General features: G+C 43.8%; 17 protein-coding genes and 2 pseudogenes. 12 read left to right on the top strand and 7 right to left on the bottom strand.

The window, feature by feature from the left end; translation table 11 throughout:
• Positions 1 to 28 precede the first annotated feature (28 nt).
• Positions 29 to 139 (bottom strand): annotated as a pseudogene (locus PAEAM_RS11310) (GlsB/YeaQ/YmgE family stress response membrane protein); the annotation flags it as partial.
• A 335-nt stretch (positions 140 to 474) separates the two neighbouring features.
• On the opposite strand from PAEAM_RS11310, the gene PAEAM_RS11300 reads away from it, so the two are divergent.
• From PAEAM_RS11300 to PAEAM_RS11280, 5 genes are all read left to right on the top strand, one after another.
• Complete coding sequence (locus PAEAM_RS11300) at positions 475 to 954, top strand: sensor histidine kinase (protein WP_243391306.1); 480 nt, start codon at positions 475 to 477, stop codon at positions 952 to 954.
• 242 nt (positions 955 to 1,196) lie between these two features.
• Entirely contained in the window at positions 1,197 to 3,557 is a 2,361-nt protein-coding gene (locus PAEAM_RS11295) for a beta strand repeat-containing protein (RefSeq protein WP_100527551.1), read from the top strand.
• A 109-nt stretch (positions 3,558 to 3,666) separates the two neighbouring features.
• Complete coding sequence (locus PAEAM_RS32270; RefSeq protein ID WP_243391305.1) at positions 3,667 to 5,334, top strand: hypothetical protein; 1,668 nt, start codon at positions 3,667 to 3,669, stop codon at positions 5,332 to 5,334.
• Positions 5,335 to 5,391: 57 nt separating this feature from the next.
• Positions 5,392 to 6,600 carry a hypothetical protein gene (locus PAEAM_RS11285; protein ID WP_100527550.1) on the top strand — a complete coding sequence of 403 codons (1,209 nt, stop codon included), beginning with the start codon at positions 5,392 to 5,394 and terminating at the stop codon, positions 6,598 to 6,600.
• Between the two features lie 51 nt (positions 6,601 to 6,651).
• Positions 6,652 to 7,005: a hypothetical protein gene (locus tag PAEAM_RS11280; RefSeq protein WP_076250592.1), complete on the top strand. Its 354-nt coding sequence runs from the start codon at positions 6,652 to 6,654 to the stop codon at positions 7,003 to 7,005.
• Between the two features lie 291 nt (positions 7,006 to 7,296).
• Here the strand turns inward: PAEAM_RS11280 and PAEAM_RS11275 are convergent.
• Positions 7,297 to 7,407, bottom strand: a pseudogene (locus tag PAEAM_RS11275) (GlsB/YeaQ/YmgE family stress response membrane protein); the annotation flags it as partial.
• Positions 7,408 to 7,564: 157 nt separating this feature from the next.
• On the opposite strand from PAEAM_RS11275, the gene PAEAM_RS11270 reads away from it, so the two are divergent.
• From PAEAM_RS11270 to PAEAM_RS11260, 3 genes are all read left to right on the top strand, one after another.
• On the top strand, positions 7,565 to 8,272 hold the full coding sequence (locus PAEAM_RS11270) for a response regulator transcription factor (RefSeq protein WP_100527549.1): 708 nt from the start codon (positions 7,565 to 7,567) through the stop codon (positions 8,270 to 8,272).
• A gap of 71 nt (positions 8,273 to 8,343) precedes the next feature.
• Positions 8,344 to 9,708 (top strand): sensor histidine kinase, encoded by a 1,365-nt coding sequence (locus PAEAM_RS11265; protein ID WP_243391304.1) that lies wholly within the window; start codon positions 8,344 to 8,346, stop codon positions 9,706 to 9,708.
• Positions 9,709 to 9,809: 101 nt separating this feature from the next.
• Positions 9,810 to 10,514, top strand: a complete 705-nt coding sequence (locus tag PAEAM_RS11260) for a hypothetical protein (protein ID WP_243391303.1) — start codon at positions 9,810 to 9,812, stop codon at positions 10,512 to 10,514.
• A gap of 122 nt (positions 10,515 to 10,636) precedes the next feature.
• On the opposite strand, the gene PAEAM_RS11255 is transcribed toward PAEAM_RS11260, so the two are convergent.
• From PAEAM_RS11255 to PAEAM_RS11245, 3 genes are read right to left on the bottom strand one after another with little or no spacing between them, the layout of a single operon-like run.
• Entirely contained in the window at positions 10,637 to 11,932 is a 1,296-nt protein-coding gene (locus PAEAM_RS11255; protein ID WP_207765562.1) for a sensor histidine kinase, read from the bottom strand.
• Positions 11,919 to 12,617, bottom strand: coding sequence for a response regulator transcription factor (locus PAEAM_RS11250; protein ID WP_036613934.1), 699 nt, complete (start codon positions 12,615 to 12,617; stop codon positions 11,919 to 11,921). The genes PAEAM_RS11255 and PAEAM_RS11250 overlap by 14 nt, the downstream gene beginning before the upstream one ends.
• Positions 12,604 to 13,566, bottom strand: coding sequence for a phosphatidylinositol-specific phospholipase C/glycerophosphodiester phosphodiesterase family protein (locus tag PAEAM_RS11245; RefSeq protein ID WP_100527546.1), 963 nt, complete (start codon positions 13,564 to 13,566; stop codon positions 12,604 to 12,606). The genes PAEAM_RS11250 and PAEAM_RS11245 overlap by 14 nt, the downstream gene beginning before the upstream one ends.
• A 337-nt stretch (positions 13,567 to 13,903) precedes the next feature.
• On the opposite strand from PAEAM_RS11245, the gene PAEAM_RS11240 reads away from it, so the two are divergent.
• Entirely contained in the window at positions 13,904 to 14,269 is a 366-nt protein-coding gene (locus tag PAEAM_RS11240) for a nuclear transport factor 2 family protein (RefSeq protein ID WP_235193835.1), read from the top strand.
• A gap of 302 nt (positions 14,270 to 14,571) precedes the next feature.
• Here PAEAM_RS11240 and PAEAM_RS11235 read toward each other — a convergent pair whose 3' ends face one another.
• Positions 14,572 to 15,141, bottom strand: coding sequence for a TetR/AcrR family transcriptional regulator (locus tag PAEAM_RS11235; RefSeq protein WP_100527545.1), 570 nt, complete (start codon positions 15,139 to 15,141; stop codon positions 14,572 to 14,574).
• A gap of 165 nt (positions 15,142 to 15,306) precedes the next feature.
• Between PAEAM_RS11235 and PAEAM_RS11230 the strand changes: the two genes are divergently transcribed.
• From PAEAM_RS11230 to PAEAM_RS11220, 3 genes are all read left to right on the top strand, one after another.
• Positions 15,307 to 16,812, top strand: coding sequence for an FAD-dependent oxidoreductase (locus PAEAM_RS11230; protein WP_165789893.1), 1,506 nt, complete (start codon positions 15,307 to 15,309; stop codon positions 16,810 to 16,812).
• Between the two features lie 424 nt (positions 16,813 to 17,236).
• Positions 17,237 to 18,661, top strand: coding sequence for a glycoside hydrolase family 1 protein (locus PAEAM_RS11225; protein ID WP_100527543.1), 1,425 nt, complete (start codon positions 17,237 to 17,239; stop codon positions 18,659 to 18,661).
• Between the two features lie 133 nt (positions 18,662 to 18,794).
• Entirely contained in the window at positions 18,795 to 19,967 is a 1,173-nt protein-coding gene (locus PAEAM_RS11220; RefSeq protein ID WP_100527542.1) for an MFS transporter, read from the top strand.
• A 92-nt stretch (positions 19,968 to 20,059) separates the two neighbouring features.
• Here PAEAM_RS11220 and PAEAM_RS11215 read toward each other — a convergent pair whose 3' ends face one another.
• Positions 20,060 to 20,812: a MurR/RpiR family transcriptional regulator gene (locus tag PAEAM_RS11215; protein WP_100527541.1), complete on the bottom strand. Its 753-nt coding sequence runs from the start codon at positions 20,810 to 20,812 to the stop codon at positions 20,060 to 20,062.
• Positions 20,813 to 20,820 lie beyond the last annotated feature (8 nt).

Below are 20,820 nucleotides of genomic sequence, written 5' to 3'. Positions count from 1 at the left end.
CTATGTTAACGTCTTCGGAAGGCTCCGCAAAACCCGCAATAATGTTCCCGAGTACACCGCCCGGTACGTCCCGCCCAATCAAGTTGCCGCTTAAACAGCCAATAAATCCACCAACAATGAGTACCCAGAGCAGATCCATGGATTGTTCTCCTTTCTTCGAGTATTACAAGTTATGTTGGGCTGATTGGAATATACGATGAAATCGCAATCAGAGATTTAATTGAGCTTGTACTGAGAAGAGAAAACTACGTCGTTCAAAACGGCTGAGAACGGTAAAATAGCCTTGCAGCTGCTGGATACTTTTGGGCCGGATCTGGTGGTGCTTGATTTGATGCTTTCATAGAGACTGCTCTAATCAGCCCTGCAGAAAAATTACTGAACATGTATTTCCGATTTGATATCATTTTGACTTAAAAATTTCATTAAATCATTACGCAGCTGCACAATCTCATTGTTAGCATTATTCGCATAATCGTGCAGGAATCGGATCGGCTGACACGTTTGATTAATGAACTGTTGTTGCTATCCCGATTCGACAAGGCTGGTTCTAACGAACTGGAAGTCGAGAAGACAGAAATGAACGAACTGATTCAGCAAGTCGCAACGAGTATGGGTGCCAAGGCCAAAGATAAAGGAATCGAGATTATGTTCAGGGAGGATGAAGCGAATTCCGAGGATAAGCTTCTGACGAAAGTCCACGCCAACGTGAATCCAATGCTGATGTCCCATGCGATCGCCAACCTTGTGGACAATGCCATCAAATATTCAGGCAGTCCATCGCTAATCGAATTGAAGTTGAAACATACGACAAGCGAGATAGTTCTACGGATACGTGATCAAGGTATCGGTATCGCGAGCGATGAGCTGGAGAGAGTGCAGGAACGTTTTTACCGGGCGAAAAATGCAAGCACAGCGAACGGTTCAGGTCGATGTAAAAGAACGAATACCCTTTAAAGTCGCTATTTTAGCGGCTTTTTTTGTTGTAAAGAAAAGGTACAAGTGCTTTCCAGAGTCAAGTAATTCACTTTAATGAAAAAATAAAAGTACACCATGAATGGATGTGAATATGTGGCATAGAGAAGGAGGATGACCAAGCCGCTGAAATTGTCGGTCTATAGGAGTTAGAAAAGGATTAGGATATAAGGAATGCAGATTTCTCACCTGTTCCTGAAAACGTAAAGAAAGGGGGGGAATAATTGGCCATTTTATCAACTGGACCGATCGAGAATAATCCCGTTAGTGGCTTGAGACCAACACAACAGTTGACCATTAATATTGATAATAGAAATACGGTTACGAATGCAATTGTTTTAATTCAGGGTTATTACCTAAACGGGACTAGAACGGAATATATACTCGAATTAATTAGCGTAAATCCAAATCAAGCCATAAAAAAAGATTATTTTGCAAACCTAGACGTATTTGAATTTGTCTTTACAACGAGCGGTTTAGCAGAACAACAAGTAGAAATTTCAGTTTGGGGAAAAAACTCCACGGGACAGCTCGTAACGCCTCACCGTATCGTATCTTCAGAATTGTTAGAAGCCAATGGAGCCACAGGCGTAACCGGTGAGACTGGGGCAACGGGCGTAACTGGAGCTACGGGGAACACAGGCACAACCGGTGAAACAGGTGCAACTGGCGTAACTGGAGCCACAGGGATTACTGGCCCCGCTGGAGGAGCCACGGGCGTAACTGGAGCAACGGGCGTAACTGGAGCTATGGGGACCACAGGTGCAACCGGGGAGACAGGGACAACAGGTGCAACAGGTGCAACAGGTCCAACGGGTGCAAGTGGAGCCACAGGCATCACAGGTACAACTGGAGAGACAGGTGCAACGGGCGTAACTGGAGCTACGGGTACCACAGGTCCAACCGGTGAAACAGGAGCCACGGGCGTAACTGGAGCTACGGGTACCACAGGCACAACCGGTGAAACAGGTGCAACTGGCGTAACTGGAGCCACAGGGATTACTGGCCCCGCTGGAGGAGCCACGGGTGATACAGGCACAACGGGCGTAACTGGGGCCACGGGGAACACAGGTGCAACCGGCGTAACCGGAGATACGGGCATCACGGGTGCAACCGGCGAGACTGGGGCCACGGGCGTAACCGGAGCTACGGGCATCACAGGTACTACCGGAGAGACAGGGGCCACGGGCGTAACTGGGGCTACAGGCATCACGGGTGCAACCGGAGAGACTGGGGCCACGGGCGTAACCGGAGCTACGGGCATCACAGGTACTACCGGAGAGACAGGGGCAACCGGCGTAACTGGGGCTACAGGCATCACAGGTACAACCGGAGAGACAGGCGCCACGGGCATAACTGGTGCCACAGGGAACACAGGTGCAACCGGTGTAACAGGTGCAACGGGCGTAACTGGAGCTACGGGCATCTCAGGTGCAACCGGCGAAACAGGTGCAACGGGTGTAACCGGAGCCACAGGCATCTCAGGTGCAACCGGCGTAACCGGGGCAACCGGGATCACAGGTGCTACTGGGGAAACTGGGGCAACCGGCGTAACGGGAGCAACCGGGATCACAGGTGCTACTGGGGAAACTGGGGCAACCGGCGTAACCGGGGCAACCGGGATCACAGGTGCTACTGGGGAAACTGGGGCAACCGGCGTAACCGGGGCAACCGGGATCACAGGTGCTACTGGGGAAACTGGGGCAACCGGCGTAACCGGAGCTACGGGCATCACGGGTGCAACCGGAGAGACTGGGGCAACCGGTGTAACCGGAGCCACGGGCATCACTGGTGTAACCGGCGAGACTGGGGCAACGGGGGTAACCGGAGCCACGGGCATCACGGGCGCAACGGGTGAGACTGGTGAAACAGGTATAACTGGAGCCACGGGCATCACTGGTGTAACCGGCGAGACTGGGGCAACGGGGGTAACCGGAGCCACGGGCATCTCAGGCGCAACCGGCGAGACTGGGGCAACCGGTGTAACCGGAGCCACAGGCATCTCAGGCGCAACCGGAGGGACAGGTGCAACGGGGGTAACCGGAGCCACAGGCATCTCAGGCACAACGGGCATAACTGGGGCAACGGGGATCTCAGGTGCGACTGGGCAAACAGGCACAAGTGGGGCAACAGGTGCAACGGGCTCAACTGGAGCCACAGGGAGCACAGGTGCAACCGGGGCAAATGCCACAATACAAAATGGGTTATTTAATGTTAGTGTACCTTCTGTTGTAAATGCGACAGCTATTTCGTATACGACCGTATTTATTAATGGCACTAACATATTGCATCCTACAAGTACAACCTTTGTACTGGCAATAGGCCACATTTATTTGGTTTCGTATACATTTAGAGCAACGAGTTCTGTAGTTGGGAACGTTACGGTCACACCAAGAACTAACCTCGTATTTCAAAGTCGGTTTTCAGGGAGAGCAGTTACAGGAACTTTAGATGCGAATGTAAGTGTATCGGGTACGTTTTTAGCTGATGCTACTTCAACTGCGCTTACAATCGATTTTCTTTATAATGGATCGGCAACAGCTACACTTACAGATGGTTCTGTTTCGATTATTCAGGTTCAGTAGCGGAGTGGAAGATGAGCGCCTAAATTTTTGTTAGTTTAAAACCAAAGGGGTGGAGGTGGATGAATATTTCTACCTCTAATCATTTTGGAAAAAAGGAGAATAAAATTTTATGGCTATTTTATCAACCGGACCGATTGAGAATAATCCGGTCAGTGGTGTAAGGCCAACGCAGCAACTGACAATTAAAATGGATAACCGAGATTTAATTAATAGTGCCGATATCTTGATTCAAGGATATTATCTAGACGGAGCTCGAAACTTATACGTAAACGAACTCATTAATGTGAATCCAAATGAAGTAATAACGAAGAATTATGATGGGAACTTTAATGCTTTTGAATTTGTCTTTACAACGAGCGGTTTAGCAGAAGATCAGATGGGAATCTCGGTTTGGGGAAAAAATGTAGAGGGGCAACTTGTAATTCCCCATCGCATTGTATCTTCAGAATTGCTAGGCGCAAATGAAGTAACAGGACCCACAGGAACAACGGGAGCTACAGGAGCCATAGGAGCCACTGGGGCTACAGGGGCTACAGGAGTCACAGGAGCGACGGGAGCCCCAGGTACGATTGAGCCTAATGCGACCATCGTGGGAGTAGGACCAAATGTCAGCTCTCAATTTAACGAATTAAGAACCAACGAAAAAACGCCGATTATTGAGTTGACTTCTGTATATGGCTTATCCAACCTAAGAGACATTGTTTTAACATTGGGCGATGCTACAGTGGGAAGTAATAATACGGAATTTCAATTAACTACAACTATATCCGGATCTGACATTGCTATTCTTCAAAGCTCGGAGAGAGGAAGGTATGAATCAGGTTTAGCGGGAGAAATAGGAATAGGAGTTCGATTGCCGGCTCCACCGACAGGGGCCCAAGTGGTCAGATGGGGCGCTTTTGACGATCAGAACGGCTTATTCTTTGGGCAGAGCGTAGTGAATGGAATATTTGTAGCGATCAGAAGAGCAGGTGTTGACACTATTATTCCTCAAGCATCTTGGAATGTGGATAAATTAGATGGAACAGGTCCGAGTGGCGCAACGCTTAGTTTATCTACAGGGAATATATTTCAAATCGTATTTACATGGTACGGGTATGGAGTAATCGAATTTAGAGTCGTCATCCCTGATCCTTCAACTTTAGCACAAGAAGTAATTATCGTTCATCGCTTTTCCCCCAATGGGCAAACCAGTCTGGCCGATCCTAATCTTCCGCTACGTGCGGAAATCTTTAATAATGGCACAGAATCAGAACTCAATTTATTCGTTGGAGGAAGACAATACAGTATATTGGGTAAATATAATCCCGTTTTCAGGGTTACTTCCGAAAGGAGAACTGTAACTGCAACAGGGTCACTCACACCAATTTTGTCTTTCCAGAGAAAGACATCCTTCCCGCCAGGTTCAGGTAGGGCAAATTCAGTGAGTGTCAAATTAGAAAATATTGATCTTATAACTACTGATGATATTTATTATCAGATCATATTAGGCGGAACGATTAATGGAGGCTTCGTAAACTTTCCAACAGCAACGACTAATATTCCAACTTCGGAAACAGCTCTTCTAATTAACAACACACTAACGACAATTGCGGATGGTCAAGTCCTATTACAAGGCTTAGTAGCCGGAGTTGCGGGAAGTGTCAGAATATCAGCTTCAGCTTCATTATTGGATTTCCAATTACCTGACTCTGAAATTGTGACTTTAGCCGTAGCGAATTTAAGCGGGGGGACTAATCCTGTTACGGCCACCTTCAGTCTTACTGAAGAATGGTAAAAAGTAATAGGAGAAGGAGGGAATTCACTTTTCCCTTCCTGCGAAGGAGGAACTAACTTGTCGGATATTATAATCTCAAATGTGGGTCCCAATATAAGTTCGCAATACGATGAGCTAATTGTATCGGAAAAAACCCCAATTGTGGAGTTAACATCTGCATATGGTCTATCCATTCTAAGAGATTCCGTTACAACCATTGGGGATGGTACGGTTACCAATGATGCAACGGAATTTAATCTAAGCAATACCACTAACGGAATAGATTCAGCCATTCTAGAAAGTGTATTACGAGGTAGATACGAGCCAGGATTCGCAGGAGAAGCCGGAATCGGCGTTCGAATACCTATGCTGCCGATAGGTAATCAGATTGGAAGATGGGGATTCTTTGACGATCAGAACGGGGCTTTTTTTGGAGTGGATAGCACAAATGTATTCGTGGCTATACGGCGAGGAGGCTCCGATACAACTTTTCCTCAAAGTTCATGGAATGTGGACCCATTGGATGGTACTGGATTAAGCGGAGCGACACTAAATCTATCTAAAGGGAATATATTTCAAATCGTATTTACTTGGTATGGGTATGGAGTAATCGAATTTAGAGTGGTCATTCCTAATCCGTCGACTTTAGCGCAAGAGGTAATTACCGTCCACCGATTCTCCCCAACAGGTCAAACGAGTTTTATTGACCCCAATCTTCCCATAAGAGCACAAATTGATAATAACGGAACTGCCGAAACCTATACCCTTTTTGTTGGAGGAAGACAATATAGTATTATCGGAAAATATAATCCCACCTTTAGAGTCACTTCGGAAAGGAGGAGGGTTACCAATCTCACATCAGCACTAACACCCGTACTATCATTTACAAGAAAAGCAATCTTCCCTTCGGGATCAGCTAGAACGAACTCTGTTCAGGTGGATCTAGAAGAAATAAACATTATCTCATCCGTAGATCTTAGTTATCAAGTACTTGTGGGTGGAATTCTCGATGGAGCATTTATTAATTATCCAACAGCTACAACGATCATTCCCGATAGTGAAACAGCTTTGTTGGTAAACAATTCGTCTACAACGATTACCGGAGGAGAAGTAGTGTTTCAAGGTGTTACAGGAGGCGGAACAGGTGTTGCCAGAATATTAGCTTCATCAGAACTATTGGACTTCACGCTTCCTGAAAATCAGGTCGTAACATTAGCTGTATCAAATATTGGTGGGGCAGGCTCAAATATAGTTGATGTGGTATTTAGAGTTGCTGAGAGCTGGTAAAACCTCAGGTCATAATGATGCACAATAGATGTTGGGAAGGGGTAAGAGAGAATGATTTTATCCACCGGACCGATAGAAAATAATCCTGTAGATAATGTAAGACCGACACAACAGTTGACGATCAAAATAGATAATCGCAACTTAGTCGATGGCTCGAATATCCTGATTCAAGGTTATTATTTGAATGGAACAAGAACACTATATGTACTTGAGTTAGTTTCTATAAATCCTAATCAAGTCCTAACCAAAAATTATTATGCAGATTTTAATTCTTTTGAATTTGTCTTTACAACGAGCGGTTTAGCAGAACAACAAGTTCAAATTTCAGTTTGGGGTAAGGATGCCGCCGGACAACTTGTCTCAGCTCATCGCTTAGTATCTTCTGAACAACATGACGAAACATAAGAAGCAAGATAAACGGCGGGCTTGAATTAGATAAAACAAACTAGTCAAAGCACTTTAGAAAAGAAATGAAGAGGATGGTGGATGTGTCTTTTGGCTCAGGGGATGATAACTGCCAAAAACCAATCTTCCGAAAACACGACAATGGATGAAATCGGTACAAAAATAAAAAAAGGACCGTAAGTGTTCATCTTCCATCGATGAATGCTTTCGGTCCTTTTATGTTTATCCCATACTAATGAACGACGGGATCGGTTTCCGCCTCTCTATGTTAACGTCTTCGGAAGGCTCCGCAAAACCCGCAATAATGTTCCCAAGTACACCGCCCGGTACGTCCCGCCCAATCAAGTTGCCGCTTAACCAGCCAATAAGTCCACCAACAATGAGTACCCAAAGCAGATCCATGGATTGTTCTCCTTTCTTCGAGTTTATTACAAGTTATGTTGGGCTGAGTGGAATATACCTCACCTTCCAGTTGGTGGAGGAATCTAAAGTGTCTGTGCTAAGATGGGTTAATAGTTGATTGAAGCTGGTGAAAACAAGGCTAGATAGGGGTGTACAGTTGAAGAAAATCCTAATCATTGATGATGAAATCGCAATTCGAGATTTAATTGAGCTGGTGCTAAGGCGAGAAAACTACGATGTGCAGACCGCAGAGGACGGCAAAACGGGCTTGCAGCTGCTCGACTCTTTTCAACCCGATATAGTGGTACTTGATTTAATGCTGCCTGACTGCTCCGGATATGACCTGTGCAAGGAAATCACCGGGAAACGTGCCGTTCCTGTGATCATGCTCTCTGCCAAGAACGAGGTAATCGACAAGGTGTTGGGACTAGAGCTAGGGGCGGAAGATTACATGACCAAACCCTTTGACAACCGTGAATTGCTCGCTCGGATCAAGGTCATTCTGAGAAGAAACGAGAGCAAGGAGGAATCAAGTGAAGGAACAGAAGTGAAATCTACACGCATCATTCATGAAGAACTGACATTTGATCTGGAAAGCCGCAGGGTGCTGAAAAACGGTGTACCCGTGTCTTTAACGGCCAAAGAGTTTAAAATTCTGGAAACGTTACTCAAAAGGCCAGACAAAATCTTTACCCGGGATGAGCTGCTGCAGATCGGATGGGGATATGACTTTATGGGAGACAGTCGCAGTGTGGATATGACCATCATGCGATTACGGAAGAAGCTGGAGGATAACGCCGACGAACCGAAGTATGTCAGGACGATCTATGGATTTGGCTATCAACTTGGAGGTGGCGAGGCCTGAAGTATGCAACCCGGTTACTGCTGAATTATTTATTTTTCTCCGTGCTGTCCTTTGGCATCATCATTTTTGCGGTGAATAAAGCCATCGATTACTACAGCTTCATTACCATTGAGAAACAGATGATGGAGAAGGCGGATCTGTCCGAGTTGTCCTTCCGTGAGGTGTTATCACAGCATAGGTCATCTTCAGGAGAGGCCCAGACCAAGGAAATTGTCAGACTTGCTCTGGAGAAGCTGAAAGCTTCAGGCAAGGAAGTACGTATCTATGACAGCTCCAAGCAGTTGCTGGGCTTGGCTGTGGATGGCATCATCATTAATGATGGCAAACCTCTTATTTTCGAAAAGAATATTGAGAAAGCCCTGAGCGGCAGTTATGCCTACACCGTAACGGAAGATCATCTGCTTTATTTCGCGACGCCCATTCAGGATCAATTCTACGAGAACGCTTATGTGTATGAGTTCGTGGAGGACATTTCCTACTTTTATGCGATTATGGATCAAATCCGTTATATCCTGTTTGCGGGTGCAGGCGGATTTATTGTGCTGATTACCTTATCCAGCCTGTGGATTGCCCGCAACACAACCAAGCCGATTAAACTGTTGCTTAGCGCTGCGCAAAGTTTCTCTAGACAGGAGTTTCGGAGAGTTCATCTCAACCGGAAGGATGAACTGGGCATGCTGGCAGATGGACTGGATTCCATGGGGCGGCAGCTTCATGATTACATTCAGTACCAGAAACAATTTGTCTCCAACGTATCTCACGAGTTAAAAACACCCTTGGCAGCCATTCGTGGTTTCTCTCAGTACTTGGTTGAAGGGGAGAACGAGGACAAGGAGTTGCAAAAAATCTATGCTCACCTGCTGCAGGAATCAGATCGGCTGACACGTTTGATTAATGAACTGTTGTTGTTATCCCGATTCGACAAGGCTGGTTCTAACGAACTGGAAGTCGAGAAAACGGAGATGAACGAACTGATTCAGCAAGTTGCAATGAGTATGGGTGCCAAGGCTAAGGATAAAGGGATAGAGATCAGAGTTAGTCAGGCGGAGGAAGAACCGGATGATGAGGGTAAAACAAGAGTTTACGCCAACGTGAATCCAATGCTGATGTCCCATGCAATCGCCAACGTTGTGGACAATGCCATCAAATATTCCGGCAGTCCATCGCTGATCGAATTAAATTTGGAACATACGCCAAGCGAGGTAGTTATACGGATACGTGATCAAGGTATCGGTATCTCGGGCGAGGAGCTGGAGCGAGTGCAGGAACGTTTTTACCGGGCCAAAAATGCTAGCACAGCGAACGGTTCAGGTCTTGGGCTTTCTATTTGCAAGGAGATTGTCGAGCGGTTTAATGGTTATATTGACATGGAAAGTCAAATCGGGGAAGGAACAACCGTTACGATTGTGTTGCCCCGTGCGGAAACACGCGGGTAAATAATTAACGTTACAAGATTGGTACATTTCTGTTATGAGACTAACAAATGTTTTATTTATAATCACTTCATAAGAACAAATCACACATTTATGGAGGGATCATGATGAAATTGATAAACAAAGCAACAGGTGTTATCGTACTAGGTGCTCTACTAACGGTGGCATTAGCGGGCTGTCAGTCCAATGATGCTACGCCCCCAGCAACCGGACAGAACACAGCGAATGAACAGAGCAAAGGCGAAGGAGCAACCAATTCTCCTGCGCCTGCTTCCGAAAGTTCGGAAGAAAAGGGTACTGAGGCTATTAAAGAAGGTTCGATGGAGAAGGAAGGTAATGTGGTGCTGAAGGAGCTTGCTTTTGTCTATAATGAGCACACCATTGCGATTTCGGATACAGCGAATGAAGATCAGATGGAAAAGATGCTGGGCAAACCGGATAACCTGAAATCTCATACGTACAGTGCCGACGATGGAACCAACATGGATACGTTAATCGGTTTTACAGAAAAGGTCTATACGTATCCTGGTCTGGAGATTAAAACAATCAGTATACCAGAGGGAAAACAAGACTCCATCTTTCATATCGAAATCACAGATCCTAAGTACGCGACAGTGCGAAACATTAAAGCAGGAGATAGCCTGGATACACTCAAAAACGCCTACCCTGAGGGGAAACTGCTTGGTGATGGAGCCCCTAATGAGGAGGATGACTTCCGTTACGAGCCATCCAATTATGTGGATGTGATGTCGTTCCATATCAAGGATGCCAAGGTGGAGAGCATTCAGATCTACAGCCTTTTGGACTAATATTTAGGAATCGATGTTGGTAAGCCATTCATACGATTCACCTTTAATACCTGATAAAAATGAAAAGTTAACCCTCATACTCCTGAAAAGGAGCATTGAGGGTTAACGTAGTTTTAGGACTTTTAAATTAAGCGCTGCTTGGGCAAATGCAGAATAACGTTGAATTGATCACCATGAATTTCTATTTTGATCTCCCCGCCGTGCAGCTCAACGATACTTTTCACAATGGACAGCCCTAGGCCGGAGCCTTCTGTCTGGCGGGATTCATCTGCTCTTTTGAAACGTTCGAACAACTCTTCCGCAGCAAAATCAATCTCATAAGCAGCAGTATTTTGAATTTTGAATAGCACCAGATCATCAGACTCGTCCAAATAAATATAGATTCTGGTTCCCGGAAGCGAATATTTCTGCGCGTTACCAATTAAATTTTCGAATACACGCCAAATTTTATTGCCGTCCAAATGTGCATGGATCGGGAATTTCGCAATCCTCTCCCGAATCACAGGCGACGCTTGTCCCATACTGGTGTTGGACTCGGCAATCGCCTGTGTCAACAATGTCGCGACATCGACGTACTCAATATCCAGCTCTACTGTACCGCTGGCCATCTTTGAGATTTCGAACAGGTCTTCAATCAACAGCTTCATCCGTAGCGCCTTCCGGTCCAGGGTTTCAATATAGGATCGGGTGGTCTCTGTAGACAGATTTTCTTTTTTTAATAAATCAACATAGTTGATAATAGAAGTAAGTGGGGTCTTCAAATCATGCGATACGTTGGTAATCAGCTCTGTTTTTAACCGTTCGCTCTTCATCTGATTCTCCAGCGCGCTTTGATACCCGGCTTTCATATTGTTAATATAACCAGCAAGCTTGGATAGATCATCCTTGCCGGTATCCTGAATTGTGTTCTGAATGTTCCCTTCGGCAATCTCTTTGCTCCCGTTGATAATGGCGATGAATCTTCTAAGCTTGGAAAGTATATATGGAACCAAGAACAACACGTAGAGCAACAAATAAAGTAGAAGCCACCCCTGTCCGTAATATGTGACTGCCTGCCAAATACAAATGCCGGCCATCGCGGTTAGCAAAAGCATCATGATGAGGCCAAACGTTAGTCTCCAGTTTTGTAAACTGGCTCTAAGACCGGTTCTCCAAATATGAAAGTAATCCATCAGCAGACTGCCATGCCAGAAGGAACGACTACTATGGGGTGCCTTAAAATAAAGAAACAGTCTGCTTGCCAGCAGGCAAAGAATAATAATGGCAAGCAGTGTCTGGATGTAACTTGAAGTTGAATAGCTCAGACTCAACCCCGTGTATGAATACCTGTTTATGAGTACGAGGCTCCATAAAATCGCGGCGACAATGATGACAATAAGGTCAATTGGAACCTTCCGATCGGCTTTATTTTTTCTCAATTTTGTATCCAATTCCCCATACCACCTTTAAATATTTTGGGTCTTTGGGATTGATTTCAATTTTTTCACGAATGTTTCTCACATGTACGGCAACCGTATTCTCTGAAGTGAAGATCAGTTCATTCCACACGCGCTCATAAATCTCTTCGATTGAGAAAACTCTGCCCTTGTTCTCCATCAGCAGCTCCAAAATTTTGTATTCTTTCGGGGTCAATCTGACGTCCTCTCCATCTATCTCAACAGTCTTCGAGCTTTTGTTCAGCACGAGTCCTCTTACTTGAATGAGCTCATCCCCGTTTGACTGGAAGGAACCTAAATTCGTAAACCGGCGCAGCTGAGATCGGACTCTAGCGATCAGCTCTAGAGGATTGAACGGCTTCGTAATATAGTCATCAGCCCCAACGTTGAGTCCCAAAATCTTGTCGCTATCTTCTGACTTGGCGGAAAGCATAATGATCGGTATATTTTTGTTTTCACGAATTTTAAATGTCGTTTTAATTCCATCGAGCTGTGGCATCATGTTGTCCATGATAATAAGATGAATGGTTTCTTGTTCAAGAATTTCCAGCGCTTCCAATCCGTTAGAGGCAGTTAATACATCCACATCTTCGCTTTTCAAATAAATAACGAGCGCTTCTCGAATTTCCGGTTCATCGTCTACAACAAGAATGTTATTTATAGCCATTATTTCTCACCTTCATCACGATATTTCTTATATTTACTAATCCGGAACTCATGTATCCCGAAAATTCAACATGGCCGGGGGGAGCGTCTGCAAGCATCAGCTCCTCTGGTGATTTTTCCTGATCCGTGTAAAATCCATGCACCCCGAACCTGGACAGAATCTGCATAACCGGTCTGCTGTTGACGGTGTGAACATAGCTTTTTACCCCAAACTTATGTAGTGTTGGAACTAAATTGGGGTTTAGATACACACGGTATACAGGCATGGCGACCGCTGTCAGTTGTTTGTCCCTTACGAATTCTACAATACTTTCGGCGGAGGCGCCAGTTTTGTAAAGTGAATATATTTTGTTTGGAAAGGGGTGGATTCCCATAACCGTGTCATACATTTCCGGGCTGAAAATTTCAGGTATAATCCGGTTGAGCAGTGCAGGATCCGTACGTCGAACCTCATTGACTAGATGCGCAAACTGCTGCTGAATTTGCTCTTTGCTGCCTGCTTTCGTATCCACAATTAAGTCAAAATCAGGATATTGCTTCATCATCTGCAGTATGTCCGGCAGGGTAAGAGGGCGGAATCTTCCCATAATAAGCGAGTTTGCAAACTGAAGCTTTGTTACGTTTCGTCCGCGATGAGTGGCCAAATCCGGCTGTAGCTTCTGCGACCAATCATGTCTGGCTACAAGTTTCCCGTCCGTCGTCTGCACCAGATCAACCTCGAACAAACGGTACCCTCTATTGTAATTGGTTATAAACGCCTCATAAGAATTGGTGTAGCTAGCCCCGTTAACTCCACCAAATGCATGTGCAATAAGCCTATTTTCCTGCCAGCCGCTGGTGCCAAATGTAGAGTCCGGCTGATTCTGACCTGTCCTAACAAGCCCCCAGTTGAACCAGATCATTCCTGCCGTAATGACTATGAGTAAGGTTAACATTATCGTTTTCTTCATTCGTTGTGCTCCTTCGTTATCCCGATGTAAGACATACTACAGGACGCAAATGAAGAAGGAGTCGTATAAAAACGAAGGAATTTATGAAGTTTTTACATTTCACTACCAAACGAGATTTCTTCACTGAAGAGAAGACATTCACAGTCACAACTTTCCGCCTAGTCACGCCCACCGTATGCACTGTTCAATGACCCCGAATGAAATGAAATTGGTACTTCAGAGTTTAAGAAGAGTTTTGGTAATCAACAAGTATTAATTTTTAATTTGAAAAGGATAGATTTATGGCCTTACCGCTGGCAATACTACCAACTCTCTGAACACCGATGCAAACATCACGATGTTAAATAATTATTTTCGCTTGTTTGATGCATCTCGCACTGACGATCGGGCTATGAAGGACTTGTTATCCCTGTTCACGCAGAATGCTGAAATTGTTTCAAACGGTAGCAGTTGTACAGGATTCGAGGTGGTTATTAAGACTTTTTATGAATACAATAAAGACATTAAACATATGTCGGATGCATGGGTTCTTCAGCCCGACGGCAGTTATCGAACTAACTGGGCAGTATGCGGGCAAGCAGTAGATGGCACGGTGTATGCGAAGGCGGGTATAGATATTATGCGTGTGAACGAGTCAGGGCAGATCGTGTATCTGAAGAACGTGCAGACGACTGAAGATGCTTACAATGAATATAACTCGTAAGATGAATATAGGTGGTTGTTACTTCATAGGCCTCTGGTAAGCAACCATTGCTAGTTTGCTACATAGTAACCCATTTTTTTGATCAGTAGACATAATTTTATCGACTTATATTTTAGATTCACAGCATCTGTGGCCTTCAACCGAACTATCCTAAAACTAAAGAAACCGATGGGACTTTACATAAGTAAAATGCCCATCGGTTTTTATTTTATCTCAACAATAAGATACCTTCTTATTCTGGTGGTGAAAATAGGTCAGGCTGGATAACTTGGCTAGGTACGTCGCGTAGAGTGAGCTTCATGCTAATCTAACATGATTTTCTCGTTAACCATTTGATAGTAATACTCATCCATCTGTTCTGCCGTAACATCTTCTTCAAGATGATATATCCACCACGTCACAAGTAAACTAATGACCCCTGAATGATATTCGGCTAAGAGTTCTATGGGAGGTGAAAATGGTTTACCTCTTCTTTTTAATTCCAGAAAATCTCTTCTGGATATATCTCCGATATAGTTTTCGAAAAAGTCAGTAAATCCCTTGTCATTCTTCTGGTTTTGAACAATCGGCTCCAGTAAATTCTCCAACATGAATCTAGATAGGCTTTGCAAGGGCTGCCGAAGCCGATCTTCTATACTCATTTGTAAATAATCCTGAAGAACCCACGTGAGGGTAGCGGACAACAGCGCAAATTTATCCTCAAAATATTTGTAAAACGTTGTACGGTGAACCATCGCTTTGTCACATATCTCATTAATCGTGATATTGCTGAATAGTTTGCCTTGCTCAGATAACAGATCTCTAAAGGCCGTAATTAACAATTTATGAGTCCGGGCAACTCTTAAATCAAGCTTTTTTTCAATGATTTTCATCTACACCACTTCCATATCGTAGTTTAACTATATACCAACGCTATATTGATTCTTACTATAAAAGAAATTTTGATTATATATTGGTATTATAAGTAATATTTTGATTGATCTACAAGTGTAGATTAAAATCTAATTTCTAGAAAGGATGAATCTTCGGTGTCTGACATGAAAAAAGCTGTGGTGATCGGAGCAGGGATTGCTGGATTAATTACTGCAAGAATGTTAGCTGATTATTATGAGGAAATATGTGTGATTGAGAGGGATGAATTCCCTTCGGAGCCAAATAACCGACAGGGTGTGCCTCAATCTTTTCATCCACACCGTGTACAACCACGCGGCGCGCTAATTATGGAACATTATTTCCCAGGATACAATGACGAATTGATAGCATTGGGAGCGATCTCTTCACACGATGAGAAGCTTATAGTTACTAATCGATACGGTACATTAGTTAACAAAGAGGATCCTTCTTCATTAAAAATTGCATCGTGCAGCAGAGCTTTGCTGGAATGGGTGCTGCGCAAACGAATCCAAAATATCCCTCATATAAGCTTCTTAACAAGTATGGAAGTTACCGGACTCATCGTATCTGAAGACCAGCATGCTGTTACAGGCATTTATACCAAAGAAAGAAGCGGTGAAAAAAGGGAAGACCAACTTCCAGCGGATATGGTTATTGATGCCTCAGGACGTTCTTCCAAATTGATTAGGTGGCTTGATAAAATAAGGTTGAATGTGCCAGAACCAGAAGTGCTAAAGGTATCTCTTGGTTATAGCACTCGTTATTACAAAATAAAATCCTCTATTCCAAATGAATTCGTGATGTCTGATTCAGATCCTGAGCAAGGTATTCGTGCAGGCATATTTACGCGCATTGAAGATGATATCGCTGGACTCATTCTTTTCAATGCTGGAGGGGAGGAGTATCCTTCAACTCAGCCAGAGGAGTTTCAAGAACAACTCAAGCATCTATTTGCTTCAGATAAAATTGTGGAGTTGATGGAACGGTTGGAGCCTGTGCAAGGGCCGCGCGGATATCGTATATCCGAGTCTATTCGTCAGCATTTTGAACTCATGGAAGATTGGCCATCTGGTTTACTCGTCCTTGGTGATGCATTTTGCAGCTTTGATCCAATTCATGGACAAGGCATCACCGTTGCTGCGATCGAAGCTGAGACTATAGGAAAATGTTTGGAAGCACAGCGCTTGCATCCCGATCCGCAGTTTGAACGGAACGTATTGCTGCGTATGCAGCAGGCCATCGATCCGGCTTGGTGGCTTAGTTCCGTGGCTGACCTTCGTTGGAGAGGGGTAGAACATGGTGGGCCTTATGAACTGAAAGGAGTGGATTTTGCTCAGAAATATATCAACTTATTTACGAAGCAAGCGATGAAAAAAGCGGATCAGGAAAAAGATAACCATCTCTTTTTTATGCAATTCCTGATGAATGCTTTGATCCTTCCTCCAAGTGAATATTTTAAAGGTCATGTGCTGGACATGATTCTGAACGACAATGGTTCAGAAGAAGAAAAGGAATTACGAGCAACGCTTGGTATCCAGGATCCGGATTTGTACCAGCAAAAATTAGATGAGGTAATTCCATTATTCCAACTGGACTATGATGAAGAGATTAAGAAACTGCTGGAAACTCTTCAGCCTGCGATGAGCTAATAAAACAACTTAAAAGCTGTGTGTAGGGGTGAGTACAACCACCACAACTAATAGTCGAGAAACCCAGGTGATTCATAGACCTTGGGTTTCTTTCGTGTTTGAATGAGGCCGTACAATTGAATAACGAGGTGACGGTGCTCGCAAGTGAGGAGGCTGCACCCTGTTTGACCGGAGCCATTCCGCTTATTAAAAGTAAAGTTACCCTCGAGCTAGCATGCAGCAATCCTTCGAAACACTGTGTTACTTTTATGTTACAAATGTGAATCTGTGATACCTTGAACTAAATACGAAATAACATATATTTTATGAATTAATCTATGTAGCATAAGTTGTGCAAACAAATACATGATAAAAAAACCGATAAAGCGGGATTCGTTTTTTGTCCAGATCAGCTGAAGGTTTAAAAGAAAGGTGGGCTTACCAAATGAGTAAAACATTTCAATTTCCTAATGGTTTTTTGTGGGGCGGTTCCGTCTCTGCGAACCAAATTGAGGGTGCATATCTAGAGGACGGGAAAGGACTATCCATTTCGGATATCATGCCACACGGCATTCAGACACCTCCAACAACAGAACCAACAGAGGAGAATATGAAGTTAATCGCAATTGACTTCTATCATCGCTACAAAGAAGATATTAAACTCCTTGCCGAAATGGGTTTCAAAGTTTTCCGCACGTCTATCGCCTGGTCCAGAATCTTCCCCAAAGGGGATGAACTTGAGCCAAACGAAAAAGGCCTCCAATTTTACGACAACCTTTTTGACGAGTGCCGGAAATACGGAATTAAACCTCTAGTTACGATCTCTCATTATGAGACTCCTCTACATCTCGTTAGGGAATATGATGGCTGGGCGAATCGAAAAATGATCGGTTTCTATGAACGGTATGTGCGAGCCATTTTCGACAGATATAAAGACAAAGTGAAGTATTGGCTTACATTTAACGAGATTAATTCTATTCTGGAACACCCGTTTGTGGGCGGCGGGATTAACACGCATGCGGATCAACTTAGCAAACAGGATCTGTACCAAGCGGTTCACCACGAGTTTGTTGCAAGTGCTCTGGCGGTTAAAATAGGGCATGAAATTAACCCTGATTTCAAAATTGGTTGTATGGTCATTGCTATGCCGATTTACCCATTGACTCCTGACCCTAATGATATGATCAAAGTGATGGAAGCTGATCATAAGAATACAGGTTTCACGGATGTCCATGTGCGTGGTTACTACCCAGGCTACATGAAACGTTATTTGAAAGATAACGGGATTACTATTCATTTTGAACCTGGCGACGAAGAAATATTGAAAAACACCGTTGACTTTATTTCCTTTAGCTACTATCAAAGTTGTTGTGAAACGGCTGATCCTGCCAAGCAAATTAAAGGAGAAGGAAACCTGATTGGTGGTGTCCCAAATCCGCTCTTGGCCGCGAGTGATTGGGGTTGGCAGATCGACCCCCAAGGCTTAAGGTACATCATGAATGCGATGTATGATCGTTATCAGAAACCATTATTCATCGTTGAAAATGGATTAGGAGCCGTAGATGAACTGATCACGGACGAGCATGGCCACAAAACAGTTATTGATGATTATCGCATCAATTATTTGAAGGAGCACTTGCTTCAAGTCGCTGAAGCCATCCAAGATGGTGTTGAATTAATGGGCTATGCAACATGGGGTTGTATTGACTTGGTTAGTGCAACAACTGCAGAAATGAAAAAACGGTACGGATTCATCTATGTGGATCGTCATGATGATGGTTCAGGAACATTGGAACGCTATCGTAAGAAATCCTTCCACTGGTATAAAGATATCATTCAGAGCAACGGGAGCAGCTTGTTTCGTGAATAGCAACAGGTGCTGATGTTGGAATACGTATATTACAGATTAGCGTACAGGCCTACAGAATAAATTAAGAAAGGGCCGCCAGTCAGCGGCTCTTTCTTAATTTAATATTGATATTTGAACGATTAGGGAGCAGAATATGAGAAAAAAAATGTTTTTAATAATTGCATTATTTGTTGCTACATTGAATTTGCGCCCAGCTATTAATTCTATATCTCCGCTGCTAGATACGATTCGGGAAGATCTGGGGATGAGCGCTGCACTAGCCAGTTTGCTAACTTCTATACCTGTACTATGTATGGGCGTATTTTCACCTTTTGCCGTCAAAGCAAGTGGGAGATGGGGAATAGAACGAATCATTGGATATTCCCTGATTGTGGTGGGAATCGGAATAGGCACTCGGCTATTTACACAGTCTACGTTCGTTTTACTTTTATCTGCATTAATCGTAGGTATCGGGATCGCTTCGATTGGCCCGTTAACTTCAGGTTTTATTAAAAAATATTTTCCCGATCATGTTCCATCTATGATTGCACTCTATAGTATTGCGATCACTGTAGGGGCTGCAGTTAGTTCAATGGTATCCATTCCCTTAGAGGCATACTTCAATTCTTGGCAGACAGCGGTAGGAGGGTGGGCATTAATTGCCTTTGTGGCAGCGATCGTTTGGTGGATCATGGTGAAGCCGCGGTCTGAATCTGTTCATGTGAGTGAAATAAAAGAACGTCCGCAAATTAAACTTCCTTGGGGAAATAGAAGCGCATGGACGCTTACGCTTTCATTTGGATTAATGGCTATGTTGTTTTATTCTTTTACAGCGTGGCTCCCGTTAATGATTCAGGAAATGGGGTATAGCAAATCCTATGCAACGCTTTGTCTGACCATATTTGTTGTAATCCAAATCCCGATTAGCTTTATACTTCCTGTATTATTGAAGAACTTTCCCTCAAGAAGAGTATGGATGGTTGGTGAATCTCTGTTCATGATTGTTGGTTTGATTTTATTGATGATGAATTTCATACCGATGGTTTCCGTTGTACTCTTTGGAGTTGGAGCAGGGGGCTTGTTCACTTTAAACCTGATGTTACCGATTGATTCTACAACCAATGTGAACGATGCAACTTCCTGGTCAGCGATGCAGCAATCTGCCGGGTATGTTATTGGAGCGATGGGTCCAATATTGCTGGGTTGGATTCATGATGCTTCCAATAGTTTCACACCTGCTATGATTGGAATGATTGTAATCATCATCCTAATGATTATGACGCAAATTGCAGCAACACGAGGGAAAAAAGTAATGGAAAGCATCTAACGTAGTCATCCCATAGAGAGTCATAAAGACTGAAAAGAGAGCCTAGAAGGCTCTCTTTCTGGTGCGTATTTATAAAAAGATCGAGTTCTCTCTCATAGCTCTAATTCTGTATTTACCATTTCCTTGAAAACCTCTCGTCCCAGCCATTCCAACAGGAAAGTAACAGGAACCTGAGTGGTGATGTTCGTGGATTCGTAATACTCTTCTTTTACATAATAAGGGATACTTACATCTGATATTTTAGCCATGGTGGATTGGCGATCGTTCGTTATCGCCACAATTTTATTTTTCTCCTGCTTGATCCGTTGGAGATAAGGTAGTACAAACGGGTTTTCACCTCGCGTAGATAATGCAATCGTAACACTGTCTTTTTGAATTCTGGTATGGATGGGGTAATGAGGATCTTTTATGTACACGGAACAGATCCCTAGATTTGAAAAAAATCGGGCTCCATACTCGCCTATTATTCCGGAGCTCCCGATACCAATAAAAATAACGCTACTGGCATTAGCAATTAACTTTGCTGCCGTCCGAATGTTCTCCTCCAATTCAGGAGATTGAGAACGTTCAAAAAACTCATACACAGCATGATGTGGACTTTTTAACTCCTGCTTCGTTAGTTTATCTTTTTGGGAAACGAGCATTTTAAGTTTTACTTTGAATTCCGAAAATCCCTCACATTGATTCTTTCTGCAAAATCGCATAATGGTGGCTGTAGATACATGAGTTTCATCGGCCAGCTCTCTAATCCGCATGTACGCCACTTTTTCCATGTTCTGAGAAATATAATTATATAAAGATAGCTCCAATTCATTATAGGATGAGATTTGTTCACTGGTGAACATGGATATGC

Source organism: Paenibacillus sp. GM1FR (assembly GCF_002803315.1).
In the GTDB taxonomy this organism is placed as follows: domain Bacteria; phylum Bacillota; class Bacilli; order Paenibacillales; family Paenibacillaceae; genus Paenibacillus; species Paenibacillus amylolyticus.
This window is presented reverse-complemented; position numbering and strand designations above follow the sequence as displayed.